Raw genomic sequence first — 18,550 nt, 5'->3', positions numbered from 1 at the left:
CGAATCGTCACTCGCCTCGCAATTTTCGCAAGAGTTGCAGGTTTCCCGCATCCCCCCGACCGCTTTTCGGCGTTTCGAGCAGGCAGGGAGTGTTTTGCCATCTCTCGTCATTCACGATGAACGAGAAAGGCGTCAATCCCAAAGCGCCGTCGCCGAGATGCTCATGACGATCTTTCCGCTCGCCCTTGTCGTTTTTGCTGTCGTTGAAATGCCAACAAGCGACTCGCCCCGCTCCCACCAGTTTCTCCACCGCATCGAGATATCGCTTGTATGCCTCGAGACTACGTAATTCATATCCTGCGGACAGGATATGACAGGTGTCGAGGCACAGTCCGATTCTGGCATCCCAATCCAGCTCTTCAAGGAGAACACGAAAATCCTCCAACCTTCCCCCGAGGGTATTCCCCTGTCCCGACATGGTCTCCAGGAGAATCTGTACGTTGCACCGCACGCTCTTTTCGAGGACACTTTTTAGCCCATCCGCGACGGAGACGAGGCCGTCCTCTTTCGAACGGGTCTTGCTGCTGCCGGGGTGCAGGACCAGTTTCCCGATTCCCAAATGGTCACAACGTTCCATTTCAAGCAAAAGCGCGTCAACGCTGTCTTTGTGCACGCTTCCCTCCGCAGCGAGGTTGATGAGGTACGACGCATGGGCAACGACTTCCTTGATGGAACTTTTTCTCCACGCGGAGAAAAAACGTTCGCACTCCTGGAATGAAAGAGGTGAAGCCTTCCACTGGAGCTGGTTTTTGGTAAAAATTTGGATCGCTTCGCACCCTAGCGCTTCTCCGCGCTCAAGGGCACGGAACAAACCTCCGGCGATGGAGACGTGAGCTCCAATCAGTGCCACGACGAAAGGATCTCCCCGGTGCATAAAGGACGCAGGAGACTGTACAGCATTCGGGCGGAGGCTCCCCAAAGTTCTTTTTCCTCTGTGGCGGCATAAACGGGATAGAAATGCCTTCCCGATCTTCCGGATCTCCATACGAATCGCGTTGGGCGAAGACACGACGAAAGCGGAAGAAAATGCACGGTCTTCACTTCCTTTGTCGCCGGCCGAAGCGTTTTAAGGGAAGAAATCCCCGTCACCTCTCCCCAGAGAGGAACAATGACGAAATCGCTGGAATAGGCAAACTCGAAAGGAAGAACACCGTAGAGGCGGACACTGGAACGTCCGATCGCAAGCTCTTCCTCAAGTTCCCGCAATGCCGTATCCTCCGGAGAAAAATCTCCCGGGTCCTTTCTCCCTCCGGGAAAGGCAAGCTGTCCGGCGTGTGCTCGCAAACCATCGCTTCGCTCTTCAAGGAGAAGGAAAAGTTCCCCCCGGATCCGAACAAAGGGAAGCAGCACGGCACTCAGCGGAAACGGGCCGAGCGTACAAAGCTCCCAGGGAAGCGTCGACACAGGGGGATGTACCGCCCGCAGACGAGCGAGAAGATCCCCGGGAGACGCCTCCTCCGTGAAGGCACCGTTCTCGCGTGTGACACCGGCGTGGGCTTCTTGCCATCCTTGCCCCGGTGAGCGCTTCATGCCCCACAGTGTCCCGTCGTCAATGCAGTTTGACCCGCCCCTGGTAAACGACTCCTCTGGAACCGTCAACCGTGAGAAGAACATTATCCTGCAGGACTTCCATGGCTTTTTCCGCACTCACCACGCAGGGGATGTTCAGCTCCAGAGCCACGATGGCCGCGTGGCTGGTCAGCCCGCCTTCCTCGGCGATGATCGCCGAGGCTTTTTTCATGGCAGGTAGATAGTCCTTGTCGGTTTGGCGCACCACGAGCACATCCCCCGGCCGCATCTTCTCCAGGGCTTCCTTGGGCGTCGTGGCCTTGCACACGTGTCCCACAGCTTCCTTGCGGATGAGGGAAAGCCCTTTCACAAGAATGCGGCCGATGGTGTGCACCTGAACCATGTTGGTCGTTCCCGGAATGCCCACGGGAACGCCGGCGGTGACCACAACAAGGTCGCCTTCATTGACAAGGCCCTCTTCGAGTGCGGCCGCGAGCCCTGCCTCGAGAGCCTCTTCCGCCGTGGGGGCTTCCTCCTTCAGAACGGAATAGGCTCCCCAGACGAGCGCAAGCTGTCTCCACGTCCTGACGAGAGGAGTCGTGGCCAAAAGGGAACACGCGGGCCGATACTTGCTCACCATGCTCGCGGTGCTGCCGCTCCGGGTAAGACAGATAATGCTCCGGGCCTTCATGTCCTTGGCAATCTGCACGGCGGCGTGGCTCACTGCATCGGGAACAGAGGTTGTCGCCACGGGAATCGTGCTGTGGCGAGACCATTTCTCCATCTCCCGCTCGACTCTGGTGACGATTTTCGACATGGTCTCCACGGCCAGGACAGGATATTTCCCCTTCGCCGTCTCTCCCGAAAGCATCACTGCGTCGGCTCCGTCGAGAACGGCGTTGGCCACGTCGTTCGCCTCGGCTCTCGTCGGGCGGGGATTCCGGATCATGGAGTCGAGCATCTGGGTAGCGACGATGACCGGTTTTCCCTGGGAGCGGCAGATGTCGATAATGCGCTTCTGTTCGAGAGGGACATCCTCCGTGGGCATCTCCACACCCAAATCCCCCCGGGCGACCATCATGCCGTCGACGACTTGGGCGATTTCCTCCAGGTTTTGCACCGCCTGTTTTGTTTCGATCTTCGCGATGATCTTCATGTGTCCCTGAAATTCCTCAATGATCCGACGGACTTCCATGACATCAGCACGGGTGCGCACGAAAGAGACGGCGATAAATTCCATCTCGTGAGCCACGCCCCAGCGGATATCTTCGATGTCTTTTTCCGTCAGGGTCGGTACCGAGAGTTCCGCGTCCGGAATGTTGACTCCCTTTCGCTCTCCCAGCTCTCCGCCCACGAGAACAACACAGTGTACCTCCGTCTCGTCGATCTTTTCGACCCGAAGATGCAGGGTCCCGTCGTCGATGAAGAGATCCTGCCCCACCTGCAGTTCGTCCGCAAGCTTTGCATAACTGATTCCCACGCAGGACTCGTCTCCCTCCGATCCGTCGTCGGGAATCAGAAGCATTTTCTTTCCAGGGACCAGGTTCACGGATTTTCCGTTCTTCAGCCTACCCGTACGGATTTCAGGCCCCTTTGTATCCAGAAGCGTCGCTATGGGACGTTTGAGTTCCCGCTCCACATTTCTGACCTGGTCAAGGTTCAAGCCATGTCCCTCGTAGGATCCGTGACTGAAGTTGAAACGCGCCACGTTCATCCCTGCCGCCGCCATGGCACGCAAGGTATCGTAATCACCGCATGCGGGCCCAAGGGTGCAGACGATCTTGACTTTTCTCATTTTTCTCTCCCTCCGCTCGTGACGCTCCCATGTTTTGTAATGATGAGGGCCTTCCCGCGAATCTTCATGGCAGACGTGTGTTCCGTGAACTGGGAAACCCAGACTTCGCCCTTGTCCAGCTTTTCCGTATGAGTAAACCGTGTTTCCTGTCCCCGTGTCAATCCGATGACGGTAACACCGTCCTCCAGGGCATGGACAAGGACGAAATCGCTCAAGACAGACTCGGTTGCCGCACCCGTCGTCTCCTTCTCCCGCATGACACAGCCACCTCCACCAGAGAAACCCGACTCAAACTACTCTACTACACACGAACCTCCACCGCGCCGTCGAGCATTTCGCTGAGACGTGTCGCAAAGGGCTCCTGGGCAGCCACCTTCACGTCCTTCAACCTGATCAGCGTGGATCTTCCCTGCTCAGCGATTTCGAGGAGAACCGGATTTGGCCCGGGATTCCCCTTGAGTTCCCGAACCAAGTCGCGGATACGGGTCGCATCCAGACCAAAGGAATCAACGTGCAAACGCATCCACGGTGCTCTTTCCCGTTCGGCCTGATCCAGGAGGAGAACCTCGTCCGCAAGCAGATTCAAGCCACCTCTATCCTGGATTTTTCCTAGAACGAGCACGTAGTTCCCGGAAACGGCCAAAGCTTTTGCTTTCATCCAGGTTTTTGGAAAGCATACCACTTCGATCTTCGCATTCGTGTCTTCTATTTCAAGGATACCCATGGGCTCTCCCCGTTTCGTGTACTTCTCCTGGGCCGCTACGATCATACCACCCACGGTTGCGGGAACATCCGGAGACGTCCAGTGAGCAAGGTCTTCAATGGTGCAGGTGGCGTATCGGAGAAAGCGCGCCATCTCCTGCTCAAGAGGATGACCGGAAAGATAGAGCCCCAGGGTCTCCTTCTCGAATTCGAGGAGTTCGTTTCTGGAATACTCGTCGAGATTCGGAAGCGGAGGTTCTTCAGGAGCTTCGTCCTCCGGGGCGATCTCGAAGAGCGAACGCTGCGCTCCCTGCTTTTCCTGAGCCTGAACATGACGAATGAATTCCTCGAGCACCTGGAGAAGCTGCCTCCTGTTGCCTCCAAGCCCATCGAAGGCACCGGCCTTGACAAGGTTTTCGACGATGGATCTGTTGACGACGCGAAGGTCCACACGGTTGCAGAAGTTCCAGAGGGAGCGAAACGGTCCTTCCTTGAGACGTGCTGCGAGAATCGCCTCCACTGCCGTATCTCCCACCCGCGCCACCGCACTCAAACCAAACCGTATCACCTCGTCAACCACGGTGAAATTCGCTCCAGATTCGTTGACATGAGGAGGACTCACTTGCACACCTGATTCCCGCACAGCCCGGACATATCGGGCGAGCACGTCCATCTTCGACCCAATCTGGCTGGACAGAAACGCCGCGAGGAATTCCGCCCGATAGTGTGCCTTGAGATAGGCGGTCTGATAGCTGATGAGAGCGTAGGCTGCACTGTGAGATTTGTTGAATCCATATCCGGCGAAGACCAGAATGATGTCGAAGATTTCCTCCGCCTTTTCTCGGGAGACGCCCTGAGCTACACATCCCTCGACAAAAGCTCCCTTTTGTTGCAGCATAACGTCCTCTTTTTTCTTTCCCATGGCCCGTCGCAACAGATCCGCTTCGCCGAGGCTGAATCCCGCGAGTTCTGAAGCGATTTTCATGACCTGCTCCTGATAAAGGATCACCCCGTATGTTTCCCTCAGAACCTCCTCGAGACGTGGATGCAGATATTCCACTGGAGCCTGTCCGTGCTTCCGTTTGATGTACTGGTCCACCATGCCGCTCTCCAGAGGTCCCGGGCGGTAGAGGGCCAACACGGCGATGATGTCCTCAAACGTATCTGGTTTGAGCCGTTTCAGGAGTTGCCGCATGCCGCCCGATTCAAGCTGGAAGATGCCCATAGTGTCCGCCGCCTGAAGCAACCGGAATGTGGCGGCATCGTCCAGGGGTATTCGGTTCACGTCGGGAACGGTTTTCCCGTTGGACGCGATGTTCGCCAGCGTGTCCTCGATAAGGGAGAGGGTCCGGAGGCCGAGAAAGTCCATTTTGACCAGCCCGAGCTTTTCCACCGGCTCCATGGCGAACTGTGTGACCACCTGATCGTTCCCTATGCGCCGAACCGGCACGATATCCGTGATGGCTGTGGGAGCGATGACCACTCCCGCCGCGTGCTGTGAGCAATGCCGTGCAAGACCCTCGATGCTTCCCGCCACGTCGAGGAGGTTGGCCACAGCGGCATCCGCCTTCCTGAGCGCAGCCAGGTCCGGAGACTTTTCAACTGCCTCGGAAATGCTCTTCACACCGTCCGGGATCAGTTTCGCCACCTTGTCCGCCTCGGCATAGGGAATGGCGAGCGCTCTCGCCACGTCCTTGACGGCGGCCTTGCTCTTCATTCGGTCGAAAGTGATGATCTGCGATACGTTCTCTCTTCCGTATTTCTGCACCACGTATTCCAGGACCTCGTCCCGGCGTTTGTCGGAGATATCCGTGTCGATATCGGGCATGCTGATGCGCTCGGGATTGAGAAAACGCTCGAAAAGAAGTGTGTATCGTATGGGATCGAGTTCCGTGATCCGCAGTGCGTACGCGACAAGCGACCCCGCAGCGGAGCCGCGTCCGGGGCCGACGGGGATGCTTCGCTCTTTCGCCGCATTGATGAAATCGGCCACAATCAGAAAGTATCCGGCAAACCCCATCTGGTTGATGACGCCGAGTTCGTACTCCAGTCTTTTTTCGTACTCAGCTCCGGGTCCCTCGGGAAAGCGTGAAAGCAGTCCTTCCCGGGCAACGCGCTCCAAGTGGGATTCAAGCGTCTCACCTTCAGGGAGCGAAAAATGCGGCAACTGGTACTGTCCGAAGACAAAGGACACGGAACAGCGCTCGGCGATCTCCACGGTGTTCTTCAACGCATGGGGTAGCTCGTCTCCAAAGAGCATCCACATTTCCTCGGGGGATCGAAGATAGAAATCCGAAGCACCGAAACGGTACCGTCCTGGGTCGTTGATGGTGCTGTTGGTCTGTACGCACAGCAGCACCTCGTGCCAGGAAGCATCCGCCGCGTTCAGGTAATGCGCATCGTTTGTGGCGATGATGGGAATGCCCGTCCGTTCCGACACGCGCAGAAGCCCTTTGTTTGCCAGGGCCTGTTCCGAGAGGGCATTGTGCATGAGTTCCAGGTAGAAGTTTCCCTCTCCCAGAATGTCCTGATAGAGGGATGCCCTCTCGCATGCGCCCTCTTCATCGCCTTCGAGGAGAAGAGAGGGGATCTCTCCGGCCAGGCAAGCTGACGAACCGATGAGTCCTCGGGCGTATCGCGCAAGCAGTTCGTGGTCGATACGCGGCTTGAAGTAGAAACCGTCGGTGTTGGCGATGGAGACAAGCTTGACGAGATTGTGGTATCCCTCCTGGTTTGCCGCCAGGAGGAGCAGATGATGATTCCTCCCTCTTTTGTCGCGGCAAGTATACCCTTGGGGATCCACGTAGACTTCGCATCCGATGATGGGTTTGATATTCTTTTCCAGGCACTTTTCGTAGAATTCGACGGTACCGTACATTGCGCCGTGATCCGTGAGTGCCACGGCCGGGCTCTGGAATTCGGCGGTTCGCCTGGCAAGATCGGTGCACCGGATTGCCCCGTCGAGGAGGCTGTATTCACTGTGCACATGAAGATGCACGAAAGGATGCTTCACTCCTCGGTCACCTCTTCCGATTTTTCCTCTTCTTCGTTTCGAACCATCAGGATCTCTCCCTGGACCCACGCCAGGAGTTGCCGAACCGGATCATCCGCTTTCTCCTCCTGCGCCGGAGAGGAAACGTCTTTTTCCGGAGCAGGATGCGTGAGGGTCTGGGATACGGTGGACGGAACCGAGAACAGTTGCCCTGTTCCCTCCGGAGAAGAGGTTTCCGGAGACAAGGGCCTTTGTTCCAAAAACGTCTCCTTCGTGCCGCAAAGGAGTGAGATTCGGAAGTCCCCGATGAAACGGTTGATATGTCGCAACAGGGTTGCCGCACCTCGTTCGGAGGCGAGAATGGAACAGGAAAACTCCGCTTTTTCAGGAAGGCAAATCTGAAGAATGCCGTCGCCGCAACGGACAGAAGCATTTACGAGTGCCGCGGCAAGAGCGGGGTCCTTTTGCGCCAGGTGTCGCAGCAATCGCTCCCATGCCTGGGGCGAGCAGTCGGGTGGTTCGTCCGGATCTACCTCGGACAGCACGTTGTCTCCGACAAACACGGGGACGGTGTCATTTGCGTCGGATTGTCGAGAAATTACCACAGTCTCCATCTCTTCTGGAAGAAAGGGAACTCCCTCGGGGAAGTTCTCCGGCTCGACGTGTCGTTCTTCCAGAGGCAAGGATTTTGCCAGGAGTGACATGTTTTTTTCCTGTCGAGGAAGCGTAAAAGGTCGGCCCTGCTCGGATTCTGAAAAATGAGACATTTCCCCGACGAGAAGAGCCACCAGGAGATCTCCCCGAACGCCCATACGCAACCTGGGAAGCCAGCGCGCACAGAAATGCATGCCCCTCCACAGAATTTCCGCACGCCATCGGGGCGCACATTCAAGCACGAACGCAATTTCCTCTTCGGACAAGGAGTTCTTCTCCAGAGCTTTTTCCCCCCAAGAACGGACCACCCACAGATCACGAAACAGAAGAAAAAGGCTTTCAAAAAGGCGTTCCGGATTCGCTCCTCTTCCGAGGAGTCCTTCCAAAAACGACAGTGCATCTCCGGGAGTTTTCTCCAAATGGACGAGGACACGCTCCAATTCCCTTCGGCTCCCGCCACCGAGAACTCCTTCGATGGCATTCAAAGAGAGGCTTCCCTCTCCGAGGGCGATGACCTGTTCCGCAAGAGAAAGTGCATCGCGCATCGCTCCATCCGCCTGCCTGGCTATTTCCCAGAGACAGGGTTCTTCGAAGGGGACGCCCTCTGCAACGGCAACGGAACGAAGGCGCCGCACAAGGGTATTCCCATCGATCCGGTGCAGGGGAATATGTTGACAACGGGACCGGATTGTCACAGGCACCTTATGCGGCTCCGTCGTGGCCAAAATGAACAGGACAAAGGGTGGGGGCTCCTCCAGGGTCTTGAGAAGGGCGTTGAACGCCGCTTCCGTCAACATATGCACTTCGTCCACAATATATGTTTTCCGCTTTCCCCCAAAAGGAGCGAGACCGACATGAGCTTTCAGTTCACGAATCTCGTCGATCCCTCGGTTTGAAGCACCGTCGATTTCGACGACGTCAAGGCTGTCGCCTCTTGCGATTCCCCGGCAGGATTCGCACTGGCCGCAGGGTTCCGGACCAGACGAAGGATCACTGCAGTTCAGGACCTTTGCGACGATTCTGGCAAGACTCGTCTTGCCGCATCCCCTGGGACCGGAAAAGAGGTAGGCATGAGCCAACCGTCCTTCCGCAACGGAACGCTGAAGAACGCCCACAGCGGCATCTTGACCGGCCACATCAGCGAATCTCTGTGGCCGGTATCTCCGGTAGAGCGCCATGTGCGCCATGTTTATTCCCCCATTCGCGCACGAATCTCCTTTTCAGTGTAACACGGAGGGACGATCAAGCTGAAGATGCGGAAATGCTCACCTGAGATAGTTCCCGAGGGGGTGTTTTCGTTGGGCCTCCCGGAGGGCCTGAAGCAATCGTTCCCGTACCTGGGGAAGTGGATCCGCTCCTACTGGTAGGGGTTCTTTCAAAAAGAGAGAAAATCCTATTCTGAAAACGGAACTCCCATCTTCTTCGAGCAGGTGAATGTCGTACGGTGGAAGTTCGAGCTGAAGATTTTCGTCGAGCACCTCAACGAGAGCGTTCATTTCTTTTTTTGAGAGAACCCCCTCAGGAACAGACCAGATCAACGTTTGGTCGAGAAAGAGCGAGGAGCGTCCTTCCTTGTCGATCCACCGCGGACGAAGGAGACGCAGGGGAATCTTTCGCTGAAGTTTCCACCCATTGTTCCGCATGGTCTCAATGAGATAGTTCACGCGATCCTCTACATCGGGATGGCTCTGAAAAATACCCGGGTCTACGTAGGGACGCTTGAGTTTTTCCTCGGAAAGACGTTCCATGACCGTAACCATGCCGGAGGGTTCGTAGCCGGCATGGAAGAGGACGGCAAGTCCCTCCCGGTCCGCTTCTTCCTCGAGGTCCCTGCTGTAGTTGTTCATAATGGCTACCTGGGCAAGGCCGGCCATCAAAAGAGCCGCTCCTTGTCCTTTCGATGCAATGACGACGGCGAGAGAAAGCAGGTTCAATCGTTCGTTCCGGGCAACCTGAATCATTCCATGACGTCGATCGGTATGAATGAATTCATGCGCGAGAATGGCCGCCAGCTCGTGATCGCTCCGGACAAAGTCGAGCATCCCTGTAGTGACGAAAACGATGCCTCCGGGAAGAGCAAATGCGTTGGGTGTTTTGTCTTCGATAAGGCGAACCTCAAAGGGAAGAGTTCGCTCCAGATGGGGGATCAGTTTCTCCGCAATCATGGATACATGGGCAATCTTTGCGGGATCGACGATTCGGTTCCAGTGTCCCTCAATTTCCGCAGCGACTTTTTCGCCCAGTTCAAGCTCTTTCTTCACTTCCGGTCCGGATATGGAGGAGGTTCCGCCGGTGTCCGCGAACGTTACTGCGGGAAGACAGAACGCAAGAAAAACGGCGAACCACGAAAAAACGGAGCGGAACGAAGTTCGTCCGCAGGATCGCCATATAAAGGAAACATGCCGAGAGGGGAACGAAAACACCTGCGGAAAAAGGGAGACAATAAACATCTTCATCTTCACGGAAGCGTTTTTTTCGAGGCGCTATCGAAGCTGTTCCTTGGTTGTGCGATGGAGGAACCACTCTTCAGGTATCCCTGAAATGCCTGTTTGCCCTGTTGCATCTGAAGCATCCGTCTCCGCAGATCCTCAAGGTGATTCTCGAGAGTTTCCTGGACGCTGCGTTCTCGCTCAAGAGTCCCCGCGGCAAGAGAGCGAAGTTCGTGGATGAGGGCTTTGATTTCCTTATACGCACTCTCTCCGACACGCTTCGCCACGGCATCCCAAAAAGCGGGACTCTCCCGACCGCCGTGCACGTCCAAGAGAGAAGAAAACCCTTTCCAGGATTCCTGGAGGATCTCCTGACGGGAAATAATGCTCTGCTTTTCCTGCAGAACCGCAAGCAGAGCACTCCAGTTCTCTTCCTGAACGTAGTGCTCTTCCTTACCAACCATGCCGTCCAATTCTTCGTACAGCGCTTTTTCCAGGAGAAGCAATTCGTGAAGTTGCTCCTTCAATTCATCCGGCAAAGTTCACCCCTCCTTGATGTCCGCTCTGGGAACCTGCAGAAACCGGAGAGGTGCGGACTTCTTCCTGTTTCACCAAAAGCTCTTCTGCCTTCAGTTTTTCAATGGCTTCCGCCCAAGTGTTGCGCAATTCCTGGAACATTTCTCGAACGGCAATTACTAGAAGAACGTCTTTGCGTACATTCGCGTCCACAAGGCGATAATACATAAAATCATAGAGTCGCAGAAGATTCTGTGCCACTTCTCCGCCCGCTTCGACATCAAGCGTGACCATCAGTTCACGAAGAACTGCCTGAGCACGTTTGAGGCTCTCGTTCACAGTCTCTATCTCGTTTTTCCGAAGGCCCTCCTCGGCGGCTTTGCACGCATTGATACCGATGTCATAGGTTATCAGAAGCAATTGTTCCCGCGATGCGGTCTGTATTTGGTTGGCCCTATACGCTTCCTGAGCCTTCTGTACCTTTTTTTCATCGTTCATGCCCCATCCCTCCCTTGTTCATTATCGGTGGTTCCAGGGGCACGAATTACCGTGGTCAAACCCCTCACACAGATCATTTCCCGTCTGCCATGAGCCGTTCCAAAAGATCCGCCCTGTTCGCCACACCGACAAGGATTCCCTCACGGAGCACGGGAGCCCTCTTGATGTTCTGCTGTATGAGGGTCATGGCAACGCTGAAATCACTGTCCTCTTCCTTGAAGGTAGCAACTTTTTTGACCATGAAGCGCTGGACGGGCTCGCGGCTGATGCGACGCAGACGTGTCTGAAACTGGTCGAAATCGGGGATGAAGGAAGAGTCCTGGAGATACTCGAAGTACCCCGGCAAAGCCGCTTTGATGATGTCCTTTTCACTGATGAAACCGAGAACGTGTCCCTCCTCATCGACTACGGGAACTCCCGTCAGTCGATGTCGCGACAGTACTTCGATGGCTTCGGAAACCGGAGAATCCGGTGCGATAGCGGTGAGATCTCGATCCATCACATCGCCGATCCGCATGATGTCCCTCCTCGTGACGTTCCCGTCCGGACTAGCACGTCAAGAAAGCTTTTCCACTTCGATTCTGTCCATGAGAACCTCCACAGCCTCACGGCTCCGAACCCCTTTTTCCACGTGTAGAGAATCCTCGTAGGCGCAGGCCATGCTGAAGCGCACACACTCCTCCGCGGACATCCTTTCGTCGTAGGCGACGACAAGTCCTGCCATAAGCGCATCGCCCGCGCCGAACATGGAGACGAAATTCCTTCGATCCAGTGCCGCCAGGTAGATGCCTTCCGGTGTGAAGAACACGTCACCGTAGCTTCGGTACGAGGTAACCGCGTACTCCACCCCTTGGTCGTGCACCTTCGACACGATCTCGATCAGGTTGTCGATGGAGGTCAGGGGGATACCCGCCACACGGGCCATGAATCGGTGGTCTATCTTGGCAACGGTCGGCCCAGCTTCGAGAGCCGCCATGAGCGGCGCGCCCGCCGCGTCGATGAAGGTGGGAATTCCCTTACCCTTCGCGTTTCTGACGAGTTCCCGGTAGAAATCCTGAGGAACTCCCGGTGGAAGGGAACCGCCTATCGAGACAAGGTGAGCGCGATGAAGCATTCTGTCGAAATTCGTCACCAACCGCCCCAGGGCATCTTCGGGAATATAGGGACCGAGTTCGGCGATGCCCGTCTCGATGTGGCCGATCTCGTCCACAATATAGACGTTCGTCCGCGTTTCCCCGGGAACGTGGACAAAATTCGTGGTGATTCGATGACGGCGAAGAACATCTCTGACATACTCCCCCGTGAAGCCGGCCAAAAAACCCATTGCCGCCGACTCGCAGCCGAGTTGGCTCAGGATCATGGAAACATTGATGCCTTTACCTCCGGGAGAACGATCAACATGAGTCGCTCTAGACCAACCTCCCGGTCGGAACTCCGGGAGAATGTACTCTTCGTCAACGGCGGGGTTCAACGTTACGGTCACGATCAAAACTGCACCACCTCCAAAACAGGAATCCGCGGTGTGCGATGATACTCCCCGATCTACGAGAGCACGGACCGAAGATCCGCCACGGAAGAAAACGTCCTGGAACTCGCCACGCTCCCTTTCCGCAACTCCACGAGGAGGGGCAGCTGGGCAAGTCCAAGTTTCTCTACCATTTTGGCGTTTCTGTAACCGTCCACGAAAACAATGTGTTTTCCCGATGAGGCGATCCATTTTTCCACGTCATCGACGAGTCGCATCTGCTTCTCGTCAACGCTGGAGAAAAAGAGCGCCACGACTCTCTCGGGTTCGAGAAGAAGACCGCGCAGATGTACCTGTTCGGAGATATAGGCGTAGGCAGCCATAGCGGCAACTGCACCGTCCCCCGCCGCTGTCACGACCTGCCGCAGGTATTTATCTCGGACGTCTCCCGCCGCAAAGAGCCCCTCCATAGAGGTTTCCATCTTTTCATCCGTGAGGATCCATCCCTGTTCCGTGGTTTTCACGAGTCCCTTCACACACTCCGCATTCGGCACCATACCCGTAAAAACAAATACGCCCTCAACGGGAAGTTCCGAGACCTCGCCGGATTTCACGTTCCGAATGAGGAGCTTTTCCACCATGTCCGATCCCTGAATGCTTTCCACAACGCTGTTCCAGACTGGAACGATCTTTGGATTTCCCAGTGCCCTTTCCACCGCCATCTTGTCGGCACGGAAAGAATCTCTCCGATGGATGATGTAAACCTTCGACGCAAATTGTGTGAGATACACCGCTTCTTCCACTGCAGTGTTCCCTCCGCCTACCACGGCAATCTCCACGTCCTGGAAAAAGGCTCCATCACACACGGCGCAATAACTCACGCCACGTCCGGCAAATTCCGCTTCGCCGGGACATCCGAGCTTCTTGAACGTAGCCCCCGTGGCGAGAATGATCGCCTCCGCCTCGATTTCCTCTTTTTCCGTCACAAGAACCTTCGTCCCGTTCCGAACTTCGATTCCCGTGACGGTCGCATCCCTAAATTCGGGAGCAAACTTCTCTGCATGGCGACGGAAGGATTCAGCGAGTTCCGCTCCGGTGGCGTGAATTACGCCCGGCCAATTTTCAATCTCGTCGGTTATCGCAATCTGGCCCCCGGGGATCCCCTTTTCAAGCACAAGGACATCAAGCCCGGAACGCTTCCCGTAAATGGCGGCCGTCATGCCTGCAGGACCGGCACCGAGAATGACGAGTTCACGCTTTTCCATGACAATCGACCTCCCAGTCGCTAACACAAAATGAACTGCTCTTTTCAAGCATGCAGGAAACGGAAGAACACTTTCCTGTCGCGTCTCTCACACGACAGACTACGAAGGTATTTTACGCCATCTTCTCCCCTTTACGCCATAAAAGAACGCGGATATGACCGTTCAGATCGGGTCGGCTTCCACAAAAAACAAGCCCATCCTCAAGATCGCGAAGAGGCGCCACCTGCTCCTCCCCGCCGATCTCCAGTAGAAGCCACCCCCCAGGGCGGAGAAGCCTTGACGCTACAGGCAACAAGAAACGGTAGGCGTCAAGGCCGTCCACTCCCCCATCAAGCGCCGAATGAGGTTCGAAATCGCGCACCTCTCTCATGAGAAAAGGGATTTGAGCAGTGGGAATGTAGGGAGGATTGCCGAGCACCATGTCCATGCAGGCGGAGGGAAGTGCATCGCAGGTGGAGGAATGGAGGAGTGTCACTGCCGGGAGGAGACCATGGCGCCGGAAATTGTGCCACGCCATGACCACTGCACGAGGCGAAGCCTCGAGAGCGAAGCCTCGGGCGGTGGGGCATTCGAGAAGAAGCGTCGCGGCGATACAGCCGCTTCCCGTTCCCCAGTCGAGAAATGTCCCTCGCTCGGGAAGCCGTTTCAGTGCCTCTTCCACAAGAATCTCCGTTTCCGGCCGTGGAACGAGACAGCCCGGATTCACCGCAAATGACCTTCCATAAAACCCAGCCTCTCCAAGGACATATGCCAAAGGTTCTCCTCCGGCTCGCCGCCGCGCCATGTACAGGATTCGGGCGACATGGACCTCGTCGAGCAATTCCCTGGATCGGCTCCATATCTCGGCTCTGGAATATCCCAAAAGCGCACAGAACAAACGGTCCGTATCGAGGAGAGGAGTTTCCGTCACTCCGTTTCGGAAAAGAAGCTCCGCAACCTTCCGTCGCAACGTCTCCAGAGTCTCCGCCACGCTCGCGTTCTCCCACTATTGGTTGATGTGTTGCAGTTTCGCACTCTGATCCGCCAGGATAAGTGCGTCGATCATCTCCAGTAAATTCCCCTCCAGGATCTGATCCAGTTTGTAGAGCGTCAAGCCGATGCGATGGTCGGTGACTCTGTTCTGCGGGAAATTGTAGGTGCGTATCCGCTCCGACCGATCCCCGGTCCCGACCTGTCCCTTCCGGTCCGCCGCCTGTTCCACCTGCTTGCGCTGCAGCTCCGCGTCGTAAAGTTTGGCCCGCAGAAGGCGCATAGCCTTGGCGCGGTTCTTGAGCTGAGAGCGCTCATCCTGACAGCTCACGACAACCCCCGTCGGGATGTGCGTGATCCGAACCGCTGAATCGGTCATGTTGACGTACTGCCCACCGGCTCCGCTTGCACGGAACGTGTCGATGCGCAGGTCCTCCGTGCGGATCTCGATATCCACATCCTCCACCTCGGGGAGAACGGCCACGGTTGCCGTGGAGGTGTGAATTCTGCCGGAGGATTCCGTAACGGGAACACGCTGCACCCGGTGCACACCGCTTTCGTACTTGAATTTGCTGTATGCTCCAGTTCCGTCGACGCGAAAAACCACTTCTTTAATGCCTCCGATGCCCGTCTCGCTCTGGGTGAGAATTTCGACCTTCCATCCCTGCAGCTCTGCAAAACGGCAGTACATGCGCATAAGATTCGCGGCGAACAATGCCGCTTCGTCACCGCCGGCACCTCCGCGGATCTCCACGATGACACTCTTTTCGTCGTTGGGGTCCTTCGGCAGGAGAAGAACCTGCAGACGCCGTTCCAAATCCTCGATGTCCGATTCCAGCGCGTGCACTTCCTCCTTGGCCAATGCCTCTATCTCGGGGTCTCCGCTCTCGGAGAGTTCACGAGCTTCGCAAAGCTGCTGTCTCTTGGCCTTGACCTCCTTGTAAACGGCGACGACTTCTTCCATCTCGGCGTGTTTCTTCGCCATGCGCTGCAACTCCTGGAGATTGCCCGTAACTCCAGGATCGGCCATGCGCAATTCAAGCTCCTCGAAGGAGCGAACCACGTCCTCAAGTTTGCCGTTGAGATCCATGATTATTCCTCCGGCCTTTCCGGAGCGGCAACGGGAAAACTTTCCTGTTCTTCGAGAGCCGCGTGCAACGAGGCAACACCCACGGCAATCTGCTCCAGATCCGGCTCACGAGTCGTGAAATACTGCAGCAGAAGAGCTGGTTTCATGAGCAGTTCTCCTGTCCGTCCGGAACGACAGCTCCACTTGATCAGTTCGTAGGAAATACCGATGACGGGGGGCAGCAGGAACACTCTGGACAGGGCCCTCCACCACAGGGGACCGCCTCCGGCGAGAGAGAAAACCACAACGCTCACCGCGACGACGATGAGAAGAAAGGACGTGCCGCAGCGCTGATGAATGCGGGAATAACGCGCCACCACCTCCGGAACGAGGGACGCGTCGTGTTCGTAGGCGTTGATCGTCTTGTGTTCCGCCCCGTGGTACGCGAAGATCCTGGCCATGTCCTTCCAAAGACCAACGACACCCACGTATGCGATGAAGACCAGCGCTCGTACCAATCCCTCCACGAGGTGTTTCAGCAATCCCGACGCGCCGAGCAGCGGCGCGACACGGTCCGCAAGCCATACAGGAAACGCCACGAACAGGCCCACCACTGCGAGAAGCGCCACGACAACGGAAAGGATCATCTCACGGGGCGTGATTTTCTCTTCCTCGCCCAGAGCGACCTGGGCCGATTGGGATAATGCCCTCATTCCCACGGTGAGCATTTCCGCCATCGTGGCCATACCCCGAAAGACGGGATACTTCCAGATGCCGGTAGCCGTCCAGGGAAGATTTCTCCAGGACGTGCTCCAGAGTTCGCCCTCGGGACGACGTACGGAGAGTCCCCATTTATGGGGTCCTCTCATGAGAACGCCCTCGATGACGGCTTGCCCGCCCACGGGAATCCGCTCCGCACCGAGGGCGAGCAGGTTCGACAGGGTCAAGACGACGGTATTTGCAATCTTAAGCATCTTCATGTTCAAGCAACTCCTCCATCGATCCGAAGGGGTGTCCACAGGAGTGTCTTTCGCGGCAGGCTCCGTCGACGACACAGGAGGGACCCGCAAGAGTGAACAAAATCGGCGCTACGGTACGGACACACCGGAGCATTTCCCTCGCCAGGTGCCGGATCTCCCACTGAGCGCGATGGCAGAGGCGAAGGGTGAAAAAATGGTGCAGCTCCCTCGCGTTCATCGTCATGACAAGCTTCGTCTCCCATCCGTGGGGGAGTACATAGCGCGCATCCTCACGGGAAATACCCAATTCCAGGAGCCGCTCGTAGCGTCGGTACCCCTCTTCAACGGCACCACGAAACACGGACGAGGCCTCTTCGGAGGATGCCACGGAAGGAGGAACCACCACTGCAGCATCGCTCATCTTCACATACCGCTGGCTCTGCTGACTGAAGCTGGCGATGCGGTGGCGCACGAGCTGATGGGAGCAAACTCTGCTGATGCCGTCCACGGCAAAGGTGAAGTTCGCATGTTCAAAAGGCGACATGTGCCCGCTCTGCAAAAGGCTGTCCACGAGGCGAACAGCTCGGGTGCGGTCGGGAAAACCATCGATGAGTTCGACTGCGGAACATTCGCTGTAGCAAATCCTGGCAGAACCTGCCACCACCATGTCCGGAGAAGGGGTATGAGCCAAAAGCACCACGTGAATGGACACGTCCGCACCTCTTCCATTCTTTCTGCACACAAAAAAACGTCCGACCATAGAAGAACAGGGGGAGCTGAGGCTCCCCCTGTTCCCCGGATTTCGCTATTCCTGTTCGGGGGCAAGAAACTTGGCGTATTTCTTCTGGAACTTTTCCAAGCGTCCCGCCTCGACCACGCGTCCCTTTTTACCCGTGTAGAAAGGATGGCACGCGGAGCACACGGCCACGCGGAGTTCTCCCTGGGTCGATTTCGTATCGAAGCTATTACCGCACGCACACCGCACCGTGCACGCCTCATACTTGGGGTGAATATCCTTCTTCACGTCCTACACCTCCAGCCGTTATCCGTTCGTTTCCACAGAAGAGGACTTTAGCACAACATGTCTTGAAACGCAAGATCACACGTGCATGATTCCCAAACCGCATCGTTCGTGGTGGGCCACAGCATGATACGCCGAATCTCCCATCACGGCCACCGCGAGCCAGGCGCCATTCCGAACGATGGCGATCTTCGCCCCGATGCTGGCTTCGAGCATGCTCGTGGACATGAACCCGTTCATTGCCTCAAGGGCTGCATGCATGAGCGCGTGCATCTCACCGCTCCGCTTCTCCACAACGTTCGCATTGAGAGCAGCACCGACGACAGCTCGGGTGATCTTCTGCGGCAGATCGCCCGCTAGCCCTCCCACTTCGGTGGCAACGGCCCTCCATCCCCACTTTTGCAGTTGTTCCCGAAGCCGTGTTTCCTCCACAGGTGATGTGGTGGCCGCCAAGAGTAGAGCTGCTCGTCCTGCCTGACTCTCATCGGTTATGGTTAAGCTCAGATCAAGTCGCAACATCTGGCCGTTGCGTTCCACTTCTTTTGCCTGAACCGACTGGTTTTCCACATCGTCACGCCCTTCTATGCGACCTGGCTTTCGCAGTGCGAGATCGAATGGACGCACCGCATCCCTTGCATTATTATATCTCCCAAAGCGCTCGAAAGGGCACATTGTTTTGCAGACCAAATCGAATTGGGTGACTTGAT

At 56.4% G+C, this 18,550-nt stretch carries 18 protein-coding genes; all 18 read right to left on the bottom strand.

Going from position 1 to position 18,550, the window contains the following annotated elements; translation table 11 throughout:
* Window positions 1–7 precede the first annotated feature (7 nt).
* On the bottom strand, window positions 8–850 hold the full coding sequence (locus K349_RS0113865; protein ID WP_029166367.1) for a deoxyribonuclease IV: 843 nt from the start codon (window positions 848–850) through the stop codon (window positions 8–10).
* Window positions 841–1,530: an NUDIX hydrolase gene (locus K349_RS17330; protein WP_029166366.1), complete on the bottom strand. Its 690-nt coding sequence runs from the start codon at window positions 1,528–1,530 to the stop codon at window positions 841–843. Before K349_RS17330 ends, K349_RS0113865 begins: the two co-directional genes overlap by 10 nt.
* 19 nt (window positions 1,531–1,549) lie before the next feature.
* Window positions 1,550–3,304 (bottom strand): pyruvate kinase, encoded by a 1,755-nt coding sequence (gene pyk, locus K349_RS0113855; RefSeq protein ID WP_029166365.1) that lies wholly within the window; start codon window positions 3,302–3,304, stop codon window positions 1,550–1,552.
* Window positions 3,301–3,561, bottom strand: a complete 261-nt coding sequence (gene mtrB / locus K349_RS0113850) for a trp RNA-binding attenuation protein MtrB (protein ID WP_029166364.1) — start codon at window positions 3,559–3,561, stop codon at window positions 3,301–3,303. The genes pyk and mtrB overlap by 4 nt, the downstream gene beginning before the upstream one ends.
* A 44-nt stretch (window positions 3,562–3,605) precedes the next feature.
* Window positions 3,606–7,019 (bottom strand): DNA polymerase III subunit alpha, encoded by a 3,414-nt coding sequence (dnaE, locus tag K349_RS0113845; RefSeq protein WP_029166363.1) that lies wholly within the window; start codon window positions 7,017–7,019, stop codon window positions 3,606–3,608.
* Complete coding sequence (dnaX, locus tag K349_RS18245; RefSeq protein ID WP_029166362.1) at window positions 7,016–8,839, bottom strand: DNA polymerase III subunit gamma/tau; 1,824 nt, start codon at window positions 8,837–8,839, stop codon at window positions 7,016–7,018. The genes dnaE and dnaX overlap by 4 nt, the downstream gene beginning before the upstream one ends.
* Before the next feature lie 78 nt (window positions 8,840–8,917).
* A complete protein-coding gene (locus K349_RS0113835) occupies window positions 8,918–9,913 on the bottom strand; it encodes a M48 family metallopeptidase (protein WP_169731357.1) in 996 nt (331 codons plus the stop codon).
* 197 nt (window positions 9,914–10,110) lie between these two features.
* On the bottom strand, window positions 10,111–10,620 hold the full coding sequence (locus tag K349_RS0113830) for a flagellar export chaperone FlgN (protein ID WP_029166360.1): 510 nt from the start codon (window positions 10,618–10,620) through the stop codon (window positions 10,111–10,113).
* On the bottom strand, window positions 10,610–11,095 hold the full coding sequence (gene fliS / locus K349_RS0113825) for a flagellar export chaperone FliS (RefSeq protein ID WP_029166359.1): 486 nt from the start codon (window positions 11,093–11,095) through the stop codon (window positions 10,610–10,612). The genes K349_RS0113830 and fliS overlap by 11 nt, the downstream gene beginning before the upstream one ends.
* A 73-nt stretch (window positions 11,096–11,168) precedes the next feature.
* Window positions 11,169–11,612, bottom strand: coding sequence for a CBS domain-containing protein (locus tag K349_RS0113820; RefSeq protein ID WP_029166358.1), 444 nt, complete (start codon window positions 11,610–11,612; stop codon window positions 11,169–11,171).
* Window positions 11,613–11,651: 39 nt separating this feature from the next.
* The gene (locus K349_RS0113815; protein WP_029166357.1) at window positions 11,652–12,584 is read right to left on the bottom strand and encodes a 1-phosphofructokinase family hexose kinase; all 933 of its coding nucleotides are present in this window, start codon (window positions 12,582–12,584) and stop codon (window positions 11,652–11,654) included.
* A 53-nt stretch (window positions 12,585–12,637) separates the two neighbouring features.
* Complete coding sequence (trxB, locus tag K349_RS0113810; RefSeq protein WP_029166356.1) at window positions 12,638–13,825, bottom strand: thioredoxin-disulfide reductase; 1,188 nt, start codon at window positions 13,823–13,825, stop codon at window positions 12,638–12,640.
* Window positions 13,826–13,937: 112 nt separating this feature from the next.
* Entirely contained in the window at window positions 13,938–14,795 is an 858-nt protein-coding gene (gene prmC, locus K349_RS0113805) for a peptide chain release factor N(5)-glutamine methyltransferase (RefSeq protein ID WP_029166355.1), read from the bottom strand.
* A gap of 15 nt (window positions 14,796–14,810) precedes the next feature.
* Window positions 14,811–15,884, bottom strand: a complete 1,074-nt coding sequence (gene prfA, locus K349_RS0113800; RefSeq protein WP_029166354.1) for a peptide chain release factor 1 — start codon at window positions 15,882–15,884, stop codon at window positions 14,811–14,813.
* 2 nt (window positions 15,885–15,886) lie between these two features.
* Window positions 15,887–16,843: a DUF1385 domain-containing protein gene (locus K349_RS0113795; RefSeq protein WP_029166353.1), complete on the bottom strand. Its 957-nt coding sequence runs from the start codon at window positions 16,841–16,843 to the stop codon at window positions 15,887–15,889.
* The gene (gene thyX, locus K349_RS0113790) at window positions 16,830–17,534 is read right to left on the bottom strand and encodes an FAD-dependent thymidylate synthase (protein WP_029166352.1); all 705 of its coding nucleotides are present in this window, start codon (window positions 17,532–17,534) and stop codon (window positions 16,830–16,832) included. Before thyX ends, K349_RS0113795 begins: the two co-directional genes overlap by 14 nt.
* Window positions 17,535–17,627: 93 nt before the next feature.
* Window positions 17,628–17,846 carry a 50S ribosomal protein L31 gene (gene rpmE / locus K349_RS0113785; RefSeq protein WP_029166351.1) on the bottom strand — a complete coding sequence of 73 codons (219 nt, stop codon included), beginning with the start codon at window positions 17,844–17,846 and terminating at the stop codon, window positions 17,628–17,630.
* Window positions 17,847–17,921: 75 nt separating this feature from the next.
* Window positions 17,922–18,410: a HutP family protein gene (locus K349_RS17320; RefSeq protein ID WP_245588062.1), complete on the bottom strand. Its 489-nt coding sequence runs from the start codon at window positions 18,408–18,410 to the stop codon at window positions 17,922–17,924.
* Window positions 18,411–18,550: the final 140 nt, after the last annotated feature.

The sequence above is a fragment of the Aminiphilus circumscriptus DSM 16581 genome (genome assembly GCF_000526375.1).
GTDB lineage: Bacteria > Synergistota > Synergistia > Synergistales > Aminiphilaceae > Aminiphilus > Aminiphilus circumscriptus.
Note: the sequence above shows the minus strand (reverse complement) of the source record. Positions and strands in the feature narration are given on the sequence as shown.

Excerpts from the sequence above, each read along its gene's own strand:
- trxB (WP_029166356.1), bottom strand. The coding sequence starts at position 13,825 with ATGGAAAAGCGTGAACTCGTCATTCTCGGTGCCGGTCCTGCAGGCATG.
- mtrB (WP_029166364.1), bottom strand. The coding sequence starts at position 3,561 with ATGCGGGAGAAGGAGACGACGGGTGCGGCAACCGAGTCTGTCTTGAGC.
- fliS (WP_029166359.1), bottom strand. The coding sequence starts at position 11,095 with ATGAACGATGAAAAAAAGGTACAGAAGGCTCAGGAAGCGTATAGGGCC.
- K349_RS17330 (WP_029166366.1), bottom strand. The coding sequence starts at position 1,530 with ATGAAGCGCTCACCGGGGCAAGGATGGCAAGAAGCCCACGCCGGTGTC.
- pyk (WP_029166365.1), bottom strand. The coding sequence starts at position 3,304 with ATGAGAAAAGTCAAGATCGTCTGCACCCTTGGGCCCGCATGCGGTGAT.
- prfA (WP_029166354.1), bottom strand. The coding sequence starts at position 15,884 with ATGGATCTCAACGGCAAACTTGAGGACGTGGTTCGCTCCTTCGAGGAG.
- K349_RS0113820 (WP_029166358.1), bottom strand. The coding sequence starts at position 11,612 with ATGCGGATCGGCGATGTGATGGATCGAGATCTCACCGCTATCGCACCG.
- dnaX (WP_029166362.1), bottom strand. The coding sequence starts at position 8,839 with ATGGCGCACATGGCGCTCTACCGGAGATACCGGCCACAGAGATTCGCT.
- K349_RS0113795 (WP_029166353.1), bottom strand. The coding sequence starts at position 16,843 with ATGAAGATGCTTAAGATTGCAAATACCGTCGTCTTGACCCTGTCGAAC.